The following is a 21,935-nucleotide window of genomic DNA, read 5'->3' as shown; positions in this document are numbered from 1 at the left end:
AATAGTGCGATTGTTAGAACTAAAAAAAGCCAGCGATGCTGGCCTTTTTTACTTATCTGTGTAGCTAATTAGCACTTATCATCAACAACTGCAATCAAAGGCGTTGCTGTAGAGGTAGCAGGTTCAATATAAGAAACATAACACTCTGTATTTTCGATCTCACTACCAACAGTCAAACTATCGTTAGCAAAAGTAGCTACAAGAGGAGTTCCAGCAGAAACAGCTGTACCTGTACCATAAACCCACTCAGTGTCATCTTCTAGGCCTTGTACCACTTTAACAATTCCATCTTCATCCGCAGTAGGGTAACCAAATGCAAGGGTAGTTTCGTCATCAAGTTGCGCATCAGTACCTTTAGGTAGCGTTTCAACCCCCTCAATCGCCGCCTTACCGTAAACGATAGAGCCTGCACCAGCCATTGCGCCTTTCAAGCCTTGTAGAGAAGACTCACGAGCGTCAGATTGTAGATTCAAGAAGCGAGGTGCAGCAGTTACAGCTAGGATACCTAGGATAACGATCACTACTACAAGCTCAATCAGTGTAAAACCGCCTTGCTTTTTCATACTTTAATACCTTTTTATGTGGGTAATCATATTGTTACTAAATATAATAACCAGTAAATATTTATAAACAAGATGTATGCAATAATTTTTATAGCACATCATCTTTTATAGTACTTTTTTAACCTAACAGCCTGTTTCTACGACTGTTATTTGAGGAGTTGAGAACTGATCTTCAGCATTTTTATAAACAACAGAACAGTCTGAGCCATCAGGTGCAGCTCTGTCAGCAAAAGTGACATAAGCTTCGTTACCATTTTCAGCTAGTTGCCACTCAGTCCCATCTTCTAGACCTTGCACTGCATTACCAATACCAGCTGAACTTGCTTCAGGGTAACCATAAACAATTGAAATTGACTGATTGCCATTATCAATTGCACCTGAAATCGCTGTCTCAACACCATTAATTGCAGCCTTACCGTACACAATCGATCCCGCTCCGGCCATTGCGCCCTTCATACCTTGCAGTGCGGAAACACGCGCGTCAGATTGAAGATTTAAAAAACGAGGTGCAGCTGTGACGGCCAAAATACCCAAGATCACGATCACAACTACCAATTCGATTAATGTAAAACCACGTTGCTTATTCATAGTACTTCTTACTCTATGTCAGAAGGATTAATTTAGTGTTACTTGAACACTGCCATTAGATGCATCGTAGTCGAAGTAGTGAGCTGATGTGCTTTGGTTACTTCCTCGCTGTGTATAACGACAGTTATCGCCACTAAGCTGAGCAGAATATTTGATAGTAGTGTCACTATCTGCTTCTGTTTCTGTGCCCACTTTAGGCGGGTTTTGAAGAAGATTTTCAAAAAGCTGAACACACTCAGCCTCAGTTAATACTGTTGGAGAAGCTCCCGTAGGTGCACTGTCATCACCAAAGTAAGCGATAGGATATCCGTCACGAAGACCTGAATCATTTTCAGAAGAAGTTAGTTGGAAGTAGCTACCATCATAATCAACATAGTTACTGTTCTTATTATTAGGCAAAGCGCGTGGACGCTGTTCTGCTTCCCACTGTGCACGAGCAGACAATACTGCGGTAGCAAAACCACCCGCTACACCTTCAACACTTGCTTCTTTTGCTTTGTCTGTCACATCCAAAAATCTTGGTAGTGCAGCTACGGCTAAAAGACCTAAAACAACGATAACAATCACTAGTTCAACTAGAGAAAAACCTGCATTGCGTTTCATAAAAATTCCTCTTGGGTACGACTTTGGACGGCAGATTATATATGGATTGATTAAATAATCTACTGAAATTGTAAAATTAAGTTACGGAAATCATTGAATGTGTTTTGATATTGATAGGTTCCCTCCAATCATATTTACAATCAATAATTCGCTATTCCTAAAGGTAAAGGTGCATGAATAGACGTCACTTTCCTGCAACAAACTGGTTGCGACAGGAGAGTAGTCTAGCTTTGGTACTGGCAACAATAATTGCTCCCATGCATCGCAGCTTTTCACCCCATCGAGTTCTGGGGTCACCCATCCTTTATTGTTGAAGCGAACTATTGCTCCCTTTATTTCTGCATACTCTGGTTTACCATTAAGCTCCCAGTATTGACGCAGATAATTTGCTTTATCCAGTGCCTTTGCACTAATCAAAGTCACAGAGGTACTCTCTGCTTCTAATGTGATTCGGTTTAACGAAGCAATCAAAATACCAATGAGTATCAACACTACTGCTGCCCAAGCAGCCAAGTGACCTATCTTGGTATTACGATACGTCGTCTCCACGCTTAGCCCTGCATTGCATCCAGCATTCCCCACATAGGTAAGAAAATACCCAGTGCAAGAATCAGTACCATGCCCGCCACGACAACCAACAAAATCGGTTCAATTCGGGCAGTCAACGTTTTCAGGTCGTAGTCCACTTCTCGGTCGTAAAAATCAGCAACCTCGATTAACAGTTCATCAATGCGACCCGTTTCTTCACCGACAGAGATCATCTGCTCTACTAATGGCGTGAAGATACCCGTGCTTTTTGCTGCGCTTGAAATAGCGGTACCCGCTTCAATGGCGGACTTCATTTCCAATAGGCGAGCCTCAAGGTATTTGTTGTCCATCGATTCAGCAGAAAGCGCCAAAGCGTTGTTCAGGGGTACGCCCGACTGCAGCATCAGTGAAAAGGTTCGAGAAAAACGAGCCAATTGAGCTCGATTGACTATGTCACCGACGATCGGAAACCTCAGGCGCATTTTGTCCCATTTCTCACGCCCTTCTGCTCGGCTAATCCAAGCTTGAAAAGCAAAAAAAGCCCCTGCCATCACCGCAATAATCAGGGTCCAATACTCAACAAAGAAGTTGGATGTGCCGATTAATATCCGTGTTGGAAGAGGAAGATCCACCCCAAAGCGGCTGAACATGCTGGCGAATTGAGGGATTACCTTGATGTTGAGTACAAACATAGCGAGGGTAATAAACCCCAATACCAAAATTGGATAACGCATTGCAGTTTTAATGCGCTTACGAGTTTCCAGTTCTTGCTCGTAGTAATTACTTAGTTGCAACAACGCTTTATCAAGACGACCCGTGCTCTCGCCCACAGAGATCATTGAAACAAACAAGGGGCTAAATACGTTTGAGTGAAGCTGCATCGAAGCAGATAGGCTACGACCATTAGTCAGCTCATTACCTACTTCCTCTAAGGCATGCTTGAGCTGTTTATTTGTGGCATCAGTGGTCAAGCCGCGGATAGCGCGCAACAGCGGAATACCCGCTTTGGTTAGGCTGTACATTTGACGACAGAAGATAACGTACACTTCTAGTGGCACCGCAGGGGTAAACATAGCCTTCCAATCAAAATTGCTTTTGTCAGAGGATTTACCCGTGCGCAGAGAGATTGGAATAATCCCTTTCTCGATCAAGGCTTCCGCAGCCAACTCTTGAGTTGCCGCATCCACTAGGCCATTCACTTTCTGGCCTTCTAGGTTTCGTCCTTGATATCTAAACGTCGCCATATCGCCCTACAACATATACGCTTCAATCAAGCCAGAACTGTCACCCTCACCAAGGGTCATCACTTCTTCCAGACTGACTGTGCCATTCAATGCCAACTCCATTGCTGATACCAGCAATGGTTTATATCCTTCCGTGTGACGTGCTTGCTTGGTAAAGCCCACAGCATCATTGGAGCGCAAGGCATCCATCAATGGCTGGTCGAGCTCTAGTAGCTCAAATACACCGACACGTCCTTTATAACCCGTTAAATTACAGCTTTGACAACCTCGCCCTTTGGTAAAGGTCACGGCCACTTGATTTGGGAATCGGGCTTGTAGCCAGGTTTGTTGGTGCTCACTAACAGAATGCGTTTCACCGCAATCGCTGCATACTCGGCGGATCAGGCGCTGTGCCAATACCGCACGAACCGAACTCGCCACCAGATAACCCGGCGCACCCATATCCATCATACGAAGCGCGCTATCTACTGCATCGTTGGTGTGCAGCGTACTCAATACAAGGTGACCGGTAAGCGCGGCACGCAGGCCAATCTCTACGGTTTCTTGGTCACGCATCTCACCCACCAAGATAATGTCGGGATCTTGTCGTAAGAAGGTTCTGAGTACCGTTGAGAAGTCGAGATTGATTTTGGTATTCACCTGAACCTGATTCACTCGCGGCAGTCGATACTCCACCGGATCCTCCACGGTAATAATCTTCTTACCCGGAGAGTTAAGCTCGGACAATGCGCCGTATAAGGTGGTGGTTTTACCGGAACCGGTAGGCCCAGTTACCAAAATCATGCCGTGTGGACGCTTTAGCTGGTAACGCACTCGCTCAAGCAGTTCTTTTGGCAAGCCTGTCTCGTCTAACTGACGCACGCCTGCGGTTTGGTTAAGCAGACGCATTACTACCGATTCGCCGTATTCAACCGGCATGGTCGACATACGAATATCAATAGATTGGCCCTTCACCTTGATATGAAAGCGACCATCTTGAGGTAAGCGCTTTTCAGAGATATCAAGATCAGCCATCAGCTTGAGGCGAAGTACTAGTGCTGAGGCAATATTAACCTCATTAAGAATGGTCTCATGCAAGATACCGTCAACACGCTGTCGCAAGCGCAGTACATTTTCATCCGGTTCGATATGAATATCCGAGGCGCCAACCTGCACCGCATCCTCAAACAGAGAGTTAATCAGCTTAACTACCGTAACTTCATCGCTATCCGCCTCACTGCTCACGTTGATATCAAAGCTGGCTGTCGGTTGATGCTCGGCATGCAATTGCTCAGCAAACGAGGCGATTTCTTTGGTTCGACGATAATAGCGATCAAAGCCTGAGACTAACTGGCGCTCAGCGGCAATCACCAACTCCACATCGTAGTTGGATAACAAGCGCATCACTGACTCTTGGGCGAACAAGTCCGCAGGGTCGCTCATTGCCACACGCACGGTATGGCCGTTGCGGTCAATCACCAAGGCTCGCAAGCGACGTGCATGTACTTCAGGTAACAGCTGTACGGCTTCTATATCAACTTGCGCAAGGTTTAGGTCGATAAGCGGAAGGCTTAATTGCTGAGACAAAAACTCAAGTAACTGCTTTTCCGTTATAAAGCCAAGCTGAATAAGCGAATCACCCAGCTTACGCCCAGTTTGTCTTTGTGCTTCAAGAGCCTGCTGAACTTGCTCTTCTGAAACAATGTTTTCTTCGACCAGTAGGTCACCCAAACGCTTTAATAGTTTAATCGCCATTAGAGTCACCCTCTAATGATTCGAGAAGCTGTAAGCGGTCTCGAATAAAGGACTGGGTTTTTCTCGATACGCCAACAAGGCCAAGAGCTTTGGTGTAAGAAGCGTGAGCCTCTGGGTATTCAAGGCGACGCTCTTGCTGGATAGCTAAACCAAGCCACCAGCGAGCATTGTTTGGGTCTCTCTCAGCCAAGCTTTGGTAGCTTTCTAATGCTACATCGGTATTTTTTAACTGCTGTGCGACACCAGCGCGCAGCGCTAGATAATCTTCACTGGCATTTTCAGGCACATACATCAGCGGGCTCAGTGCTGCCTCTGGTTGCTGTTCTTTAATCAACAACTTAGCCAATGCAAAACGAAGCTCTTCGCTTTTGTCATTCAAACGAATGCCATCTTGTAGCAAGGTTGCTGCTCTTCTCGCATCTTTACGGCCATAGTAAAGCGCCGCAAGTTTTTGTCGTACGTTCTCGTCACTGGGTACTAAGCGAAGAGCTCGGCTGTATTCTGTGAATGCTGTTTTTACATCATTAGAATCCAATGCTTTTTCTGCGCGAGCGATAGATTTATTCGCTAACTCTCTTGGTGTTAGCTCAACCTGTTCAACCGTCATGCTCTCTTTAGCAGGGGTATCAACCTTAGCGATTAATACAGGCTCTTTTTTTACCACCGCAGATGGTGGAGCAGCAGGAGCCGAAACTGGCTCAACCTTAGCTACCTTCACTGGCACTGTCTTTACGGGCACAGGCGTGGTGGTTACCACAGATTGCACCGTTTTTGTGGTGCTGGTTGGCTTAGCTGTAACGGCTACTGACTTTTGTGTTGAGGCAGGTTTAACTTCAGGTAGCTCTTCAAATGATGCAACTGAAGGCTGAACCGTCTGCGTGGTGTGTATCACAACAGACTCTTCAACCTTACTATGGGTTGGAGAAGGCAAGCTTGCTTTAGGTGTTTCAACCACAGCCTCGGCTTGAGAAGCTTGCTGCTGAGCTTGAGTCACAGTCAGGATCTCATTGGAGGATTCTAAGCTTGTTACTGTCGTCTGCTGCTGGGAAACTGCCCAACCACCAATAGCCATACTGATCGCAAAGCCGCCCACCAACCATACAACAGGTTTAGAGCGTTTAATTTCAGGTATTTCAGCCTTGGTAATGGCTTGTCCTTGTGGCTTCTCTTTTTCAGCCAGCTTTGATAGAGCGTTGTTAACTACACTCATACTTGTTGCCACCCCCATAAACATGGCGTTTTGTATTTCGGCTTTTGCATAACGTATGTATCTTTCATTGCGTCAAATAGATGCCGATTTGCGACGGTTTGTTTGTCTGAAGTAAATGCCAGCAGCAAAGCCTTATGACACAACTGATTAATAATTCTTGGTATTCCTGAGGCTGCTCGCCAAATTGACTTTTTCTGGCTCAGATTAAATAAGTCTTTGCTCCCCCCGCATGAGGTAATGCGATGGTCGATATAGGCAGAAGCTTCGGCTAATGTCAGTGGTCGCAACTGAGCACTGAATGTGATTCTCTGGCGAAACTGACGCAAATGATGCTGCGCTAAACGCTCTTCGAGTTCAGGCTGACCAATCAATACTATTTGCAGCAGCTTACTGTTTATGGTTTCAAGGTTGCCAAATAGGCGTATGGTCTCTAATGCTTCGTCACTCAAGGCCTGCGCTTCATCAATCAAGGCAACAACAGGTTTCCCTGCTTCTCTTAGTTCCACCAACTTACGCTGAACATTGTCAACAATGGCTCTAGAGTCACTAGTGTCCACTTGCAACTCATTAGCGATCGCAAAACGAATGCCATCACCGTCTAGTACTGGGTTGGGTAAATAAACCAATGAATAGTCATGCTCAAGTTGCTCTATGAGCATTCGACAAACCATAGTCTTACCCGTCCCCACCTCGCCGGTAAGCTTGATAACACCTTCGCCCATGGTTACCGCAGACATAACGGTATGGATGGCCTCATAATGCGGAGCCAAACCATGGAAAAGTTCTGTATTAGGCGTCAACCCGAACGGGGGCTGACTAAAGCCAAATCGCGAAAAATACATTATTGCCCTTCAGGGAACCACTCATTCAATAAGTTGCGCGAACGCTCAATCTCTTGCTGCCAGGTATTCACACCGACAACCGTCGGCTTAAGCAAGATGACGAGCTCAGTTTTCTCTGTTGTATTCACTGTATTTCGGAATAAATGTCCGATAGCGGGAATGTCACCAAAGAAAGGAACCTTAGAGACAATTTCTTTACTGCCAGACTTCATTAGTCCACCAATCACAACCACATCACCGTCAGTGGCGCGAATAATGGTGTCGGATTCTCGAATAGAGCTTTTTGCCAGTGGCAACTGAATCACACCCGCAGTATCACCTAGATCAATCGCTTTAATTTCTGTGGTCACTTCGATAACCGCAGGGTGAACATGCAGTAGCACATTGCCTTTGTCATCGATTTGTGGAGTCACATCCAAAGAGATACCAGAGAAGAAGGGAGTTAACTCGACGTCGGGAGCGACGTTGGCGTTGTCGCCACTGCCTACTGTGCTTGAGACATCAGTAACGAAATACTCATCTTCACCCACTTTAATCAGTGCTTTTTGGTTATTGGCGGCTGTCACTCTTGGACTGGATAGAACGTTTAGGTCACCCTGCGTCGCCATGAAGCTTAATACGGCTTCAAAGTTACCATCGGAAACCGTAACGCTGGTTGAGCCCCCTAACAGATCAGCAATGGGATCTAAGCCCGCCAAACTAGCAGCAGCACGGTTCACTATCACATCAGCACCACCAATGGAGGCACTCATGTTTGACCATTCGATACCTTGTTGATAGCCATCATTTAGGGTTACTTCTAGGATCTTGGTTTCGAGGATAACCTGACGCTGCAGGCGCTCTTGCGAAACGCCAAGAAAGCGACGAATTTCACGAATTTCATCTGGGTAAGCACGAACAGTAATCACACTAGCTTGTGGAGAAACCACAACACTGCGCCCATCACTTGAGCCAATCAAGGTCGCAACAGCGGTTTCTAGTTGAGTCCAGAAATCACTTTCACTGAGTGTTTCAATATCGGTACCGCCGGTTTTTTCCGTTGAGCTCGAGCTTGATGAAGAATTTGAACTTGAACTCGAGCTTGAATCAGATGAACTGCTACCTGAGCTGTCATCTTTTGACGTTACTGAACCGTTAGTAATAGACGTTAAAGAACGTCCCATTCTCTTCATTTGTAAGTAGTCTACAGGGAGGGTTTCTGTACGAAGACCTGCAGGGTAAACCTGAATCACCTTGCCAGATTTAATCACATCGTAGCCGTACATATCACGAACGACATTAAGCACCTCGTCCATAGTGACGTCAGTAAGGTTAACCGTGATGCGCCCTTCTACATTAGGATGAATCGCCGCACTAAATTCAGTGCCTTTTACTAAACTGGCAAAGAAAGCCTTAGCTTGCACGCCATTGGCTTGCACTCTAAAACGCTTAATCGTTGGCTGGTCAGACGGAGACAATCCTTCAAGATCCGGCATCAGATCCGCTTGTACCGACTCTGGCAGTTCATCCAAACTTTTACTGTTGGCTTGATTAGCAGCTTCATTCAAGGCTTGTTTTATCTCAACTGGATCCTTGTGCCCCATTGAGCACCCAGATAAAACCGCTATAACCATCCCTAGGAATATAATACGCATCAAATTACTAAAGCCTTATTGTCTAACGTCTGAATTAAAAAGTTCTAAGTGCCAAATTTTTCCGGCGCGAGCTACAACGACTCGTTCTGAGTTGATATGTCTGATTTCATAACCTGCCACAGACTGCCCATCAGACAAGATCTTATCGTTGAGCATAGCAAAGCACTTTGAGCCTTCATCGCATACTATGCTTTGCAGGGTAGGCAAAGGGTATGTTTTTGCCTTAGCCACCCCAGTGGATTTCTTCTTGTACCAACCTAAAGGTGCAGTAGGGTCTTGAGCAGCATAAGCAGCTTGTCCACCCACCAGCAAAACAAGAGCCATTATTATCACTTTAACCACTGATAAACTCCTGTCTTGTGCCTAAGGTGTATACCTCTAAAACCAACTCAGCCTTTGGATATTCTTGAACCTTGTAGTCGAAGCTGCGCCAAAAATACTTAACAGGCATATCTTCAAGGGTTGCTAAGTAATCTTTGATATCAAAATAGCGACCAGAGATGGTAATTCGCACTGGATGTAAGAAATAACCAGAGCTATCGCTTGTTTTAGTGATGGACTCAGCAGGTAGCGACTGTAGTGATTCCAACTTAAGCTTACCGCTACTGCCCAAAACCGTTTCTAAAAGCTGAGCCATCTGGCTTGGCGCTATCAAGCTATCCACAACCTCAGACAATTCCTCAGAGAGTTGCTGGTTCTGTACAGTTAACTCAGTAAGCTTTTGATCGATCTCTGCATCTGGGTCTCGCTTCAACTTGGCAATCAATACATCAATATCCGCTTGCGTCATCTGAACCGCGCTCATTTCTCGCTCAAGGTTTCGTTGTGCTTTACCTTTCTCTTCGGAAGCGGGATCCAACATAAAGGTTAACGAGATCAGAAGAATACCGACCCAACCGCCAATAGAAACCAACCACTTTTCACGGTCACTGAGATCGGCGAAACGGTCACAGAATAAAAGCCACTGTTCTTTCATTATTTCACCCCAGCCTTAGCTTTAAGCTCAAATGTCACAACGTTGTCTTTATCTCTACCTATGTTCAGTGATTCGAAGGTTCTTCCTACCAAAGCTAACTCATCTTTAAATTGATTGACCCAACTCGGTACCGCCGCCGGCTCGCTGGCTATGCCAGAAAGGTCTAAACGAGTACTTGTAATCACAATGTGTTGCAGAGAGATATCGTTTCGAGCTTGTTCAGATAGCGCAACCATGATCCCTGAGTAGCCCACCTTTTGAGAGTCGTCAAACTGCCCAACAGCCTTTAATGAGCTTCTTTTTGCTTCGATATCTTGCTCTATACGCTTGGCAGCATTGACCTTTGATTGCGTCGGAGTATGGCTTGCGAGACGCTGTTGCAAGCTCGACTTCTCTCGATTAAGTAGTTCGGACTGGCTTTTAACGCTGACCAGCTTTTGTTGAAGATCTGCGGTTTGTGTTTTTTCTAAATAAGTAAGGCCACCAATAGCCACAACCGTGATAACCCATAAGGCAACAACCTTATTCAGGCTCAGTAGCTCTTGTTTTGGTCTCAGATGTTCTGGGTAAAGATTAATGCTAAATGAAGTTAGCCCTGCCGCTGTTTTGCACAGCGCTATACCACAAGGCAGATGAGGATCAGATAAGGCACTTATCTTAGGATTCACTGAGTCCTGCAGACGAGCCATCAACTCTTCGATGTTGTCTTCGTCACAACATACTAAAAGCTGTCTAAATGACGATTGAGGCATAGAAGCAGCCAAGTAATCGGCACTGCGCTGAATATCCAGAGCAAGTGAGTCATACATTAGTGGCGTGCCATTCTCCCCCGTGATGGGTGCAACAATACCGCGTAAGCTGCGGTTAAATACTGGAGATCCATCAACATAGGCAGCCAACTTGTAGCCATCATTGGCGCCACGTCTTAGTAATAGGAAGCTTTGTTGCTCGGTGGTCGAATGTCCCCATACTTCATCTTCAGTGATGACTCGAGTGACAACAACATCGTTAGCTGAGCTGACTTCTAGAAGGGTTTGTAAGGTGCGTTTAGCCATGACATAGGCTTGCACCTTTTGTCCGTCAGGCATCAAGCTACCATCAGCAACAATTTCCGTGAACTTTTCAGTAATCAGGTCTTTGAGTAAAAATGGTAGGGCAACTGGCCACTCTTCTTTTGGAAGTTGTGGTTTGTCTAGCTGATAGCTTTGATAGTGCTGTGCACCAAGCACAACACAGGCCTTGCCCTTGATTGATTTACTAGACAGAGACTCTTTAAGAGCGCTCTCCCAGTTTCCATGAGCAATAGGAAAGAGTTCAGGAGCTTTTTCTGGGTGTGACAATTCAGACAAATACACAGCATCGGTCTGAATCACTATGATTAATTGAAAGTCATCATCCTTTGATGAGGCTAGTCTTTTTAAGCTCGACAACCATGTCATTTTTATTATCTACCACTACCTATTCACAGGATCTATTAAATACTAGTATTTAACGGGGCACTTTATTCTTCCATCTATTCCTTCTACTAGGAATAGTCGATATTATTTTTTTGCTTTGTGACGTTGGGGATGAAATAAAGTCGCTTTCTTTTGCAAAAAATCGCCCTTGACCACCATCTACACCCAGAGCAACTAATTGATTCCACTCTCGTTTGGTTTCTACACCCACCGCTATAACCTTAGTTTTTGTATTGGTGCAGGCACCAATCAAACTTCTAATATAGAGTTGGTTCTCAGAGCGGTTCTCGATATTACGTACTAGGCTTCTATGCAACTTGAGGTAGTCGATCGCAGAGTCTTTGAGATAATGGGAGCTGATAATTGTGCGCCCAGCTTGATTGACAATGACCTTACATCCCAACCCAGATAGCATCTTTAATACAGGACGCATAGCATCTAAGTAAGTCACCATCGGACCTTCCATAAACTCAAACGCTAATCTTTTGCGTTGTGAGGGAGTCAGCTGCAACAATTCATCTCTCAACCAATTGAAGTGCGAACGATATCTGAAAGGTTGTGCATAGAAGTTAATAGAATAACATAAATCTTGAGCATCTTTCTTCAGAAATTTTACGATGTTTAACAAAACGTTTCTATCAAGTTGCCTCTCATAACCCACCTGTCTAATGGCTGGGCTAAATTTCGAAGCCTTCAATATCTTGCCTTGCTCATCGAGTATTCGACTAAAGATCTCTTGGTGAATCAGGTCAACCTCGCCTGATTCATTTAATAAAAAGCATGGCTGCTTAATCAGTATTAGTTTATCTGCATTCAACTGTTTATCGAATAGCGTGCGCCACCTAACACTGCCACGCTCTGAAGATGCCGTGTTAACCTTATTAAAGCGACTCCAATTATTGGAACCTTCTAGTTGAGCACTTTTAAGCGCCGTCTCAACCTCATTCAAAATATCGGTTTTGCGTTCACCTTGTTGATATACCGTCATACCCGCATGTAGCCAGTTTTCAGGATCCAACCCTTCTAACGGCTCAAGCTTTGCTACTTGCTTTAATACTTGAGAGGCCAGGTTAGAAAGATCTGCAGGAGATTGATTGGGAACAAGTGCGGCAAAAGTGGCTTCAAAGTAGCGGGCAAACACTACATCGGGAAAGCGATTAACACAGTTGGCTACTGCCTCCCCTAAGTTAACGATAAATCTGTCTTTCTGCTCTTTAGTTAAACTATCTCGGATCTCTACCCAGTCATTCACCTGCACAACGAACACACCACCAGCTGCGCCACTTTCGGTAAGCGTCGACTCCAGTTTGTTGTCAAATGAAAGGCGGTTGGCAGCACCCGTCAATTGATCAAGGAAGGTTTGTGAGCGAATGAAGGTATCGAATCTACTACGCTCTTGTCTTGCATCTTGCAGTTCAGCAATCATCTTATCTAGTGCTTCACTGGCGGTGTATGGCCACTCTAAGTGATCACCAACCGCATACTGCTCCACTCTACCGGCTAAGATCATTCGCCCGCGTTCTTCTAGCAGTTCCGAGCCTTGCAGCTGCTCACGCAACCAGCGCACACCTTGTATCAAGCAAATAGCAATTAAACCGAACGCTAATGTCAAAGACCATAAAGCACCTACCGAATAGCTATATCCGATATAGGGTGGTAACACCTTCACATTGACAGTATATGAGGGGTTCAAAACAAGGGGGTTGGAGATAGAAATCAACCGGGTTTGATCAAACTGAGCTTCAGTATCGTGATAATGAAAGATGACAGAGTTTGGCGTCGAGACTTCTAGTTCAATAACGTTACTGGCTTTGATTATTTTTGGGATCCAGCGACGTAGCTCTCCAGTTTCAACATGCTCAAGCAGTTGTTGGTCTATGACCTTAACAATGCCTTGCACAGAATGCTTGGTGTATTCCTGACCAAGCTGCTTAATAGAAAGTGCACCCCCAACGAAGAGGATGAATACCGCACTAATCACAATCATGGTCACAAAGGCAACCAAGCGAGTGCTGAGTTTTAGAGAAGGGGTTGAGCGCATGAAGATTCAATCCTTGAATTTCATCAGTAATCTATAGGATATACAGGTCGGGGGTGAATGGTACTATTTTTGCCATAAAAGCAGAGGGCGGTTAAAAAAATGGCCCCTTTTAGGGACCATCTTGTTATTTTTCAATAAGTTTTGAGTTCAAGGCCGGTTTTAGAACGGAATGTCGTCGTCAAAATCCATTGGCGGCTCATTGTACTGCTGAGGAGCCTGTTGTGGCTTCTGCTGCTGTTGCTGTTGAGCTGGCTGATGAACTTGAGGTTGTTGAGGTTGACCCCAACCGCCTTGTTGCTGTTGACCACCTTGAGGAGCGCCACCGTACTGCTGGCCACCTTGGTTTTGTGAAGGAGCTTGACCACCTTGACGAGAGCCTAGCAGTTGCATCTGACCAGTAGGCCACTGAACAACAACTTCAGTTGTATAGCGATCTTGGCCTGATTGATCCTGCCACTTACGAGTTTGCAATTGGCCTTCGATGTATACTTGTGAACCCTTTTTAAGGTACTCACCTGCAATCTCAGCAGTCTTACCAAACAGAACAACACGGTGCCATTCTGTTTTCTCGCGTTGCTCGCCATTGGCTTTGTCTCGCCAAGTTTCAGAGGTAGCAATTGTAATGTTTGCAATTGCATTGCCATTTGCGGCGAAACGAACCTCAGGATCTTGTCCTAAGTTACCCATAATAATTACTTTGTTGACGCCACGGCTAGCCATGTATCGCTCCATTTGTTTCTTTATTTCGCTAATACGCCAAGCATAACATGCCTAACGGACTACTTAAATCACTAGAAAGTGTATTCGAGAACCTCAACCACTGCGCAGGTACTGAGCACAAACCGACACACTTGGTTGCATTTTTTTCGGATTATTACGCAAAATTATGCAACAAAAAGCATAATATAGGCATTCTTATTGAATAAACACGCAAAAACTAGTGCCTAGTTTCGCAAACTAAAGGAATGCAAAAGAGACTAGATGTAGGCAACAGGGAGAAAGATGTATGTATTTTGATGGAATAAATTCTCAGCTTTTTTTGCATGAGAACTGTGGTTTTGATAACAAGACGGTCGAACAACTAATAAAGGCTTCTGAGATTCAACTTCACTCGCTCGAAGATTGGCATCAGAAATACAAGCCGAGTATGACACCGGTGATCTTGGTGGATTATAACGATCCTACGTTTGACCCTACCGATTTCGAGAATCCCAGCTTTCCCGGGCAAAACATCAACATGGTGATCACTCAGGCGCCCTTGCACCTCAAAACCACTGACCTACTCAAATATGGCCGTCTTCGTGGCATCTTCTATAAGCAACAATCCATTGAAGAGATCGCAGCGGGTTTACGCACCCTTAGTGAAGGAAACTCTTGGTTGAGCCGTGGGGTTACCGATCAATTGCTGTCCTATTATCAGTCGGTGCTGATTCGCTATGCCCCTCCACACACGATTAATTTAACTCGTCGCGAAATGGAAGTGCTTGAAGCATTGCGAATTGGCAAATCAAACTATGGCTTAGCTGAGCAGTTGTTTATCAGTGAGCACACCATAAAGTCCCATCTATATAAAATATTTCGCAAGATTAAGGTCAAGAACAGAGAAGAAGCGGTTGTCTGGGCCCATCATTTCTTACCATAAAGTGACAATACTGGGTAATTTAACCAAAGTGTATTTTATATCGACGAATTGTAATGATAGAGTTAGGCGCAACAACTTTATAATAATGATTCAGTTAGGTTACCCCCATGATTAAAAAATGTCTTTTCCCTGCCGCAGGCTACGGCACCCGCTTTCTTCCTGCGACTAAATCAATGCCAAAAGAAATGATGCCAGTGGTCAACAAACCACTGATCGAATACGGCGTTGAAGAAGCGATCGACGCAGGTATGGATGCAATGTGCATCGTAACCGGTCGTGGTAAGCATTCCATCATGGATCACTTTGATAAGAACTATGAACTGGAGCACCAGATTCAGGGCACCAACAAAGAAGAGTTGCTGGTTGATATTCGCGATATCATCGAATCGGCTAACTTTACCTATATCCGTCAACGTGAGATGAAGGGTTTGGGTCACGCTATCTTGACTGGCCGTGAACTAGTGGGTGATGAACCTTTCGCAGTAGTTCTTGCTGATGATTTATGCGTCAATGAAGAGCAAGGCGTTCTAGCTCAAATGGTTGCACTGTATAAGCAGTTCCGCTGCTCTATCGTTGCCGTTCAAGAAGTACCAGAAGACGAAACCCATAAATACGGTGTTATCAAAGGCGAGATGATCAAAGACGACATCGTGCGCGTTGATGATATGGTAGAGAAACCAGAACCTGGTACAGCGCCAAGTAACCTAGCGATTATCGGTCGCTACATCCTAACTCCTGATATCTTCGATCTTATTGAAGCAACAGAGCCAGGCAAAGGCGGCGAAATCCAAATCACTGATGCGCTACTTAAGCAAGCTAAAGCTGGCTGTGTTCTCGCATACAAATTCAAGGGCACGCGTTTCGACTGTGGTAGCGTTGAAGGCTACATTGAAGCAACCAACTACTGCTTCGAGAATGTGTATCTAAAAGACCAAAAAGCCACTGAGCTTGGCAAACAGTCAACACATAAAGAACCAACGACTTAATCGTTAGGCTTTACCCAATACATAAAAACAGTGACCTAGTGTCACTGTTTTTTTATCCAGTATTTATTTGCAGGCGTATAAAGCTATGCAATACTTGGACAACGATTATGTAATTGAGCGGAATTAGATGGACACTATCGACGTTCGTGGCGCCCGAACCCACAACTTAAAAAACATCAACCTCACCATTCCAAGAGACAAGCTGACTGTCATTACTGGTCTTTCTGGATCAGGTAAGTCTTCTTTAGCTTTCGATACCTTATATGCTGAAGGGCAACGTCGATATGTAGAGTCTCTATCTGCTTATGCCCGCCAATTCCTGTCATTGATGGAAAAGCCCGATGTGGACCACATTGAGGGTCTATCACCTGCCATCTCAATTGAACAGAAATCGACATCCCATAACCCTCGCTCTACCGTGGGCACAATTACCGAGGTCTATGATTACCTTCGTCTATTGTACGCGCGAGTGGGTGAACCTCGTTGCCCTGAACACAAAGTGCCGCTGTCTGCACAAACCATCAGCCAGATGGTAGATAAAGTCTTAGAAATGCCAGAAGGCTCTAAGATGATGCTAATGGCTCCGATTGTAAAAGAGCGCAAGGGTGAGCATGTTAAAACCTTTGAAAACCTAGCTGCACAGGGCTTTATTCGAGCTCGCGTAGATGGCGATATCTGCGATCTTTCTGATCCACCGACCCTAGAGCTTCATAAGAAGCATACCATTGAGGTTATTGTTGACCGATTTAAGGTGCGTAGCGATCTTAAGCAGCGACTCGCCGAATCTTTTGAAACCACACTAGAGCTATCAGGTGGCATTGCCGTAGTGGCTTCAATGGATAAATCGGATGATGAAGAGATCATTTTCTCTGCCAACTTTGCGTGTCCGTATTGTGGTTACAGCATGCAAGAGCTTGAGCCAAGACTCTTCTCTTTCAATAATCCCGCAGGTGCCTGTCACACCTGTGACGGCCTTGGTGTGCAGCAATACTTTGATGAGACGCGCGTCGTTCTAGATCAGAACCTAAGTATTGCCGAAGGAGCAATCAAAGGCTGGGATCAAAAGAACTACTATTACTTTCAGATGCTTAGCGCTCTAGCTGATCACTATGATTTCGATTTATATGCGCCTTTTAAGTCTTTATCAAAAAGGATCCGCGAGATCATATTGAAGGGCTCGGGCCGAACAGAGGTCGAGTTTAAGTACATTAATGATCGTGGCGATATTCGAGTTAAGACTCATCCCTTTGAAGGGATCCTTAACACCCTAGAACGTCGCTATCGTGACACTGAATCCAACTCAGTGCGTGAAGATCTGGCCAAGTACATCTCTACTCGCTCTTGTACAAGTTGTGATGGAACACGCCTTCGAGAAGAAGCACGAAATGTCTTTGTTCAAGATACTCCTCTACCCAACATCGTTGAGATGAGTATTAGTGAGGCATTGGAGTTTTTCGAAACCATGAGTCTTGAGGGTCAAAAAGCTCAGATCGCCGAAAAGATCATGAAAGAGATTAATGATCGCCTGAGCTTCTTGGTCAATGTTGGTCTCAACTACTTAAATCTGTCGCGCAGTGCGGAAACTCTTTCTGGTGGCGAGGCGCAGCGTATTCGTCTTGCCAGCCAAATCGGTGCTGGTCTGGTTGGCGTTATGTATGTGCTCGATGAGCCCTCTATTGGATTGCATCAACGAGACAATGAACGCCTGCTTGGAACTCTGACTCACCTGCGAGATCTCGGCAATACAGTGCTCGTCGTAGAACATGATGAAGATGCCATCCGTACTGCGGATCATATTATTGATATTGGTCCTGGCGCAGGGGTTCATGGCGGTAATGTAGTTGCAGAGGGGACCTATGAAGATATCATCAATAACCCTGAATCTTTAACCGGGCAGTACTTAAAGGGCACCAAGGAAATCGCGATTCCCAAAAAACGTACCCCTGTTGATAAAGATAAGCAACTGATACTCAGTGGCGCTTCGGGCAACAACCTCAAAACGGTCGATCTTACCATCCCATGTGGTTTGTTTACTTGTGTGACCGGCGTATCAGGATCAGGCAAGTCAACACTTATCAATGACACCTTCTTTAAGATCGCGCACCGTGAACTTAACGGAGCAACCACCAGCAACCCTAGCCCTTACGACTCCATCAATGGCTTAGAGCACTTTGATAAGGTCATCGATATCGATCAAAGCCCAATCGGACGTACGCCAAGATCAAACCCTGCTACTTACACAGGTATCTTCACGCCAATACGAGAGCTATTTGCCGGTACGCAAGAGTCACGCTCTCGCGGCTATAAACCGGGTCGCTTTAGTTTTAACGTGAGAGGCGGTCGCTGTGAAGCGTGTCAGGGTGATGGCGTTATTAAGGTAGAGATGCACTTCCTACCGGATGTGTATGTGCCATGTGATTCTTGTAAAGGCAAGCGATACAACCGTGAGACCCTTGAGGTGAAATACAAGGGTAAATCTATCGATGAAGTATTGAACATGACCGTTGAAGACGCTCATGCCTTCTTTGAACCCGTGCCTGTTATTGCGCGCAAGCTAAAGACCTTGATTGATGTTGGCCTTTCGTATATCCGCCTAGGTCAAGCAGCTACCACTCTATCTGGTGGTGAGGCACAGCGCGTTAAGTTAGCGAGAGAGCTGTCGAAACGCGATACCGGTAAAACCCTGTATATTCTTGATGAGCCTACCACTGGCCTTCATTTTCATGATATACAACAGTTACTTACTGTATTGCATCGCCTTCGCGATCACGGCAACACCGTTGTAGTGATAGAGCATAACCTTGATGTGATTAAAACTGCAGATTGGATCGTCGATCTTGGCCCAGAGGGTGGACAAGGTGGTGGTGAGATTGTCGCTACCGGAACACCAGAGCAAGTTGCTAAAGTAAAAGGCTCGCATACCGCTCACTTCTTAAAGCCGATGCTTAAATAGAACAAAGGATACAATTCATGGCAACCCTGTTAACCACAGGTACACAACTTGAAGTAAAGGCTCCCAAAGTACCGTTTAACAGGCGTTTTCTACTGTTTATCGGGATAACCTTCCTGATAGCCACTCACTTCTTCTCCCCCAACCCTGGGGGAGCAGGACTTGCGCTTTCATTTAACCCTCCAGTGTGGGGATTTTTGAGCATAGCGCTAGGTATTGCCGTATATCAAATGGCGAGCAACCGTGTCATAAAATACTCAAAGATGACGGTTGTGTTGTTTATCAGCTGCCTGTTGATGACACTGCCCATCGTATTACCCAATGCCAGTGTTGCCATTGCTCTACCAAGGCTCACCGGCTTATGGGCAGGCTTTGTTCTTTTCTTAGCTTTTCAGCAGTTTCGATTTAGTAATGAAGAAAAGCAGCGATTGTTGTGGTTTATTTTATTCTCCGTCGCTATTGAAGCCGTATTTGGCTGGGTTCAGTACACTCTATTATCTGAGGGAAACCCCTTTGGTTACAATACGGTAAACAACCGACCTTACGGCATTTTCCAGCAGCCCAATGTAATGGCGAGCTTTCTAGCGACAGGTCTAGCTTTGTCTGGCTATCTTCTCGCACGGCAGCCTCACGATAAGTATCTAAGCTGGCGACAAAAAATCGTCTTTCTTTATGCGATTCCCCTAATCACCATTCCATTACTGGTTGTTCTTGCGTCCAGAACAGGATGGCTAGGAGCGGTAATTGCAACGGCAATGGTGGCTCCTTATCTGTATCGCTTTGCGTTAAAGTCACGGGCCATTATCTGGTCTGCCTGCCTAGTTGCAGGTCTCGCCATTGGCGTAGGCATGACCTTTATCGGCGACAATCAATCATTAGTGGGTGATAAAGCCGACTTGGAGAGTCCTCGAGCCTATACCTTCCCGCAAGGGCTAGACATGATGATAGAGCGACCATTGTCAGGTTATGGCTATGGTAACTTTGAGTCAGCCTATATGCTGTATACGGCTAGACAGCACCAGCTTAATCCTGATTATCCTGCTGGACTTCCATCAATGGATCATCCTCACAATGAGTTACTCATGTGGGGAATTGAAGGAGGAATGATTCCACTGGTTGGGATATTTCTTGCGATGGGATTTGTACTGTATCGCTTGTATATGGCGAGAAAAGGCACGCGCATTGGCATATTGTCATTGTTTATCCCCATCGTATTGCACACCCAATTGGAATACCCCTTTTATCATTCAGCTATCCACTGGGTTTCTTTTATTGTGCTTTTATATTGGGTTGATCAGCGCACCGCGCGCTACAGACAATTCAACTTTGGGAAGCTAAGCAAGGTTGGGTTGCGCCTTTCTAGCCTGCTATTACCGATACTCACTTGTGTCTACATGCTCACAGCACTGCACACCAATCAAGTATTAACGGATTTCGAGCGCTCTAAGCCAAAGAACCCAGGTATCTTAGATAGGGTGACTAACCCAATCGCATGGAAGGATCGCTATGAATGGGACATTCACAGCACACTACTGAATATTGGTATAGCCACCAACGAAAAGGCGCATGTTCAAGCTTACGTGGATTGGTCTCTACCTTTCATACAGGACAAGCCTCGCCCAGCCTTGTATAAGAATTTGATACTCGCGTATCAAGCGCTAGACCAACAGCAGATGGCTAGCGCTATTCGAAGTGAAGCGGTGTTTTTATTTCCGAAGGTCGACTTTAGCTCTGTGTCCTTGAAGCGAGTTAAAGTCAGCCAAGCCAATCAAAGCAACACTAATGGCTAGGTAGATTTAAGCTAGAACCTCTTTCAGTGCCTGCAAGCAAAGTGCGACATTTTCCTTGCGGGCACCGTATCCCATCAAACCAATACGCCACGCTTTTCCAGCGAGATCCCCGAGCCCTGCACCTATCTCTAGATTGTATTCATTGAGCAAGCGCTGGCGCACTAACGCCTCATCAATTCCAGTGGGTACATACACGGCATTCAACTGTGGCAATCGATATTCCTCGTCCACAACAAAGCTCATACCCAAGTCAGTTAAGCCCTCTTTCAAACGTTGATGGGTATCGGCGTGACGTTTCCAAGCCTGCTCAAGCCCTTCTTCTTTGAGTATTAATAGTGACTCATGCAGGGCATAAAGACTGTTTACTGGCGCGGTATGATGATAAGCACGTTTGCCTTCACCACTCCAGTAGCCAAGCACCAAGCTTTGGTCCAAGAACCAACTTTGAACGGGGTGTTGTCTAGCTTCAATCTTGGCAATGGCTCGACTAGAGAAAGTCAGTGGCGATAATCCAGGGGTACAGGATAGGCATTTTTGACTCCCTGAATACACCGCATCCAGTTGCCATTCATCCACCATTAGTGGCACGCCACCTAGCGAGGTCACCGCATCGACAATCACCAGCATGTCTTTACTTCGTGCAATCGTAGACAAAGCCTCTGCATCACTTAGGGCACCTGTCGAGGTTTCGGCATGCACAAAGGCAACCGCGATTGCATCTGAGTGTTCTTCTACCGCGCTTTGTAGCTTTTGTGCTGATACAGGGCTTCCCCACTCATCATCAACCACAATCGCAACGCCTCCGCAGCGCTCTACATTCTGTCGCATACGCTCGCCGAACACGCCATTACGACACACAATCACTTTTTCTCCAGGCTCTATAAGGTTTACAAAGCAGGCTTCCATTCCAGCACTACCCGGTGCGGACAAGGCAATAGTGAATTCATTTTCTGTTTGAAATGCGTATTTTAGCAGTGATTTTAGCTCATCCATCATCTGAATAAACAGTGGATCTAAATGCCCTATGGTTGGGCGGGAAAGCGCTTGTAAAACCTGCGGGGAAATATCAGAAGGACCAGGGCCCATCAGTGTACGATGCGGGGGAATGAAGCTGCGCATAGTTAAACCTTATTCAAGGGAAAGTGCG

Annotated in this window: 19 protein-coding genes; 4 read left to right on the top strand and 15 right to left on the bottom strand. The window is 45.6% G+C overall.

Annotation, left to right across the window (positions count from 1 at the left end; translation table 11 throughout):
* Positions 1–68: 68 nt before the first annotated feature.
* The 14 genes from OCU35_RS01550 to OCU35_RS01485 form a co-directional block, all read right to left on the bottom strand.
* Positions 69–563 carry a type II secretion system protein gene (locus tag OCU35_RS01550; protein ID WP_261825536.1) on the bottom strand — a complete coding sequence of 165 codons (495 nt, stop codon included), beginning with the start codon at positions 561–563 and terminating at the stop codon, positions 69–71.
* Positions 564–686: 123 nt separating this feature from the next.
* On the bottom strand, positions 687–1,151 hold the full coding sequence (locus OCU35_RS01545) for a prepilin-type N-terminal cleavage/methylation domain-containing protein (protein WP_261825535.1): 465 nt from the start codon (positions 1,149–1,151) through the stop codon (positions 687–689).
* Positions 1,152–1,178: 27 nt separating this feature from the next.
* Positions 1,179–1,754 (bottom strand): prepilin-type N-terminal cleavage/methylation domain-containing protein, encoded by a 576-nt coding sequence (locus OCU35_RS01540; RefSeq protein ID WP_261825534.1) that lies wholly within the window; start codon positions 1,752–1,754, stop codon positions 1,179–1,181.
* A gap of 90 nt (positions 1,755–1,844) precedes the next feature.
* Entirely contained in the window at positions 1,845–2,303 is a 459-nt protein-coding gene (locus OCU35_RS01535; protein ID WP_102472222.1) for a hypothetical protein, read from the bottom strand.
* A gap of 2 nt (positions 2,304–2,305) precedes the next feature.
* Positions 2,306–3,526 (bottom strand): type II secretion system F family protein, encoded by a 1,221-nt coding sequence (locus OCU35_RS01530; RefSeq protein WP_017028852.1) that lies wholly within the window; start codon positions 3,524–3,526, stop codon positions 2,306–2,308.
* Between the two features lie 6 nt (positions 3,527–3,532).
* Positions 3,533–5,260, bottom strand: coding sequence for a GspE/PulE family protein (locus OCU35_RS01525; protein WP_017028853.1), 1,728 nt, complete (start codon positions 5,258–5,260; stop codon positions 3,533–3,535).
* The gene (locus tag OCU35_RS01520; RefSeq protein WP_102478082.1) at positions 5,250–6,470 is read right to left on the bottom strand and encodes a tetratricopeptide repeat protein; all 1,221 of its coding nucleotides are present in this window, start codon (positions 6,468–6,470) and stop codon (positions 5,250–5,252) included. Before OCU35_RS01520 ends, OCU35_RS01525 begins: the two co-directional genes overlap by 11 nt.
* Positions 6,467–7,312, bottom strand: coding sequence for an ExeA family protein (locus OCU35_RS01515; RefSeq protein WP_026026443.1), 846 nt, complete (start codon positions 7,310–7,312; stop codon positions 6,467–6,469). Before OCU35_RS01515 ends, OCU35_RS01520 begins: the two co-directional genes overlap by 4 nt.
* Complete coding sequence (gene mshL / locus OCU35_RS01510; protein ID WP_026012898.1) at positions 7,312–8,946, bottom strand: pilus (MSHA type) biogenesis protein MshL; 1,635 nt, start codon at positions 8,944–8,946, stop codon at positions 7,312–7,314. The genes OCU35_RS01515 and mshL overlap by 1 nt, the downstream gene beginning before the upstream one ends.
* A 15-nt stretch (positions 8,947–8,961) precedes the next feature.
* Positions 8,962–9,270 carry an MSHA biogenesis protein MshK gene (locus tag OCU35_RS01505; protein WP_261825533.1) on the bottom strand — a complete coding sequence of 103 codons (309 nt, stop codon included), beginning with the start codon at positions 9,268–9,270 and terminating at the stop codon, positions 8,962–8,964.
* Between the two features lie 10 nt (positions 9,271–9,280).
* The gene (gene pilO / locus OCU35_RS01500; protein WP_065210260.1) at positions 9,281–9,922 is read right to left on the bottom strand and encodes a type 4a pilus biogenesis protein PilO; all 642 of its coding nucleotides are present in this window, start codon (positions 9,920–9,922) and stop codon (positions 9,281–9,283) included.
* On the bottom strand, positions 9,922–11,361 hold the full coding sequence (locus OCU35_RS01495; RefSeq protein WP_261825532.1) for a hypothetical protein: 1,440 nt from the start codon (positions 11,359–11,361) through the stop codon (positions 9,922–9,924). Before OCU35_RS01495 ends, pilO begins: the two co-directional genes overlap by 1 nt.
* Positions 11,362–11,410: 49 nt before the next feature.
* The gene (csrD, locus tag OCU35_RS01490) at positions 11,411–13,420 is read right to left on the bottom strand and encodes an RNase E specificity factor CsrD (RefSeq protein WP_261825531.1); all 2,010 of its coding nucleotides are present in this window, start codon (positions 13,418–13,420) and stop codon (positions 11,411–11,413) included.
* A 159-nt stretch (positions 13,421–13,579) separates the two neighbouring features.
* Positions 13,580–14,140 carry a single-stranded DNA-binding protein gene (locus tag OCU35_RS01485; protein WP_102484991.1) on the bottom strand — a complete coding sequence of 187 codons (561 nt, stop codon included), beginning with the start codon at positions 14,138–14,140 and terminating at the stop codon, positions 13,580–13,582.
* Between the two features lie 286 nt (positions 14,141–14,426).
* Here OCU35_RS01485 and OCU35_RS01480 point away from each other — a divergent pair, with 286 nt between their 5' ends.
* The 4 genes from OCU35_RS01480 to OCU35_RS01465 all read left to right on the top strand — a co-directional run bounded on the left by OCU35_RS01480 (position 14,427) and on the right by OCU35_RS01465 (position 20,788).
* Entirely contained in the window at positions 14,427–15,062 is a 636-nt protein-coding gene (locus OCU35_RS01480) for a response regulator transcription factor (protein WP_065210264.1), read from the top strand.
* 107 nt (positions 15,063–15,169) lie between these two features.
* The gene (gene galU, locus OCU35_RS01475; protein ID WP_017028864.1) at positions 15,170–16,048 is read left to right on the top strand and encodes a UTP--glucose-1-phosphate uridylyltransferase GalU; all 879 of its coding nucleotides are present in this window, start codon (positions 15,170–15,172) and stop codon (positions 16,046–16,048) included.
* A 127-nt stretch (positions 16,049–16,175) separates the two neighbouring features.
* Entirely contained in the window at positions 16,176–19,001 is a 2,826-nt protein-coding gene (uvrA, locus tag OCU35_RS01470; protein ID WP_261825530.1) for an excinuclease ABC subunit UvrA, read from the top strand.
* A 17-nt stretch (positions 19,002–19,018) separates the two neighbouring features.
* Positions 19,019–20,788 (top strand): PglL family O-oligosaccharyltransferase, encoded by a 1,770-nt coding sequence (locus tag OCU35_RS01465; RefSeq protein WP_290242190.1) that lies wholly within the window; start codon positions 19,019–19,021, stop codon positions 20,786–20,788.
* Positions 20,789–20,794: 6 nt separating this feature from the next.
* On the opposite strand, the gene OCU35_RS01460 is transcribed toward OCU35_RS01465, so the two are convergent.
* The gene (locus tag OCU35_RS01460; protein WP_102490014.1) at positions 20,795–21,907 is read right to left on the bottom strand and encodes a pyridoxal-phosphate-dependent aminotransferase family protein; all 1,113 of its coding nucleotides are present in this window, start codon (positions 21,905–21,907) and stop codon (positions 20,795–20,797) included.
* Positions 21,908–21,935 lie beyond the last annotated feature (28 nt).

The organism is Vibrio breoganii, assembly GCF_024346795.1.
GTDB classification, from domain to species: domain Bacteria; phylum Pseudomonadota; class Gammaproteobacteria; order Enterobacterales; family Vibrionaceae; genus Vibrio; species Vibrio breoganii.
This window is presented reverse-complemented; position numbering and strand designations above follow the sequence as displayed.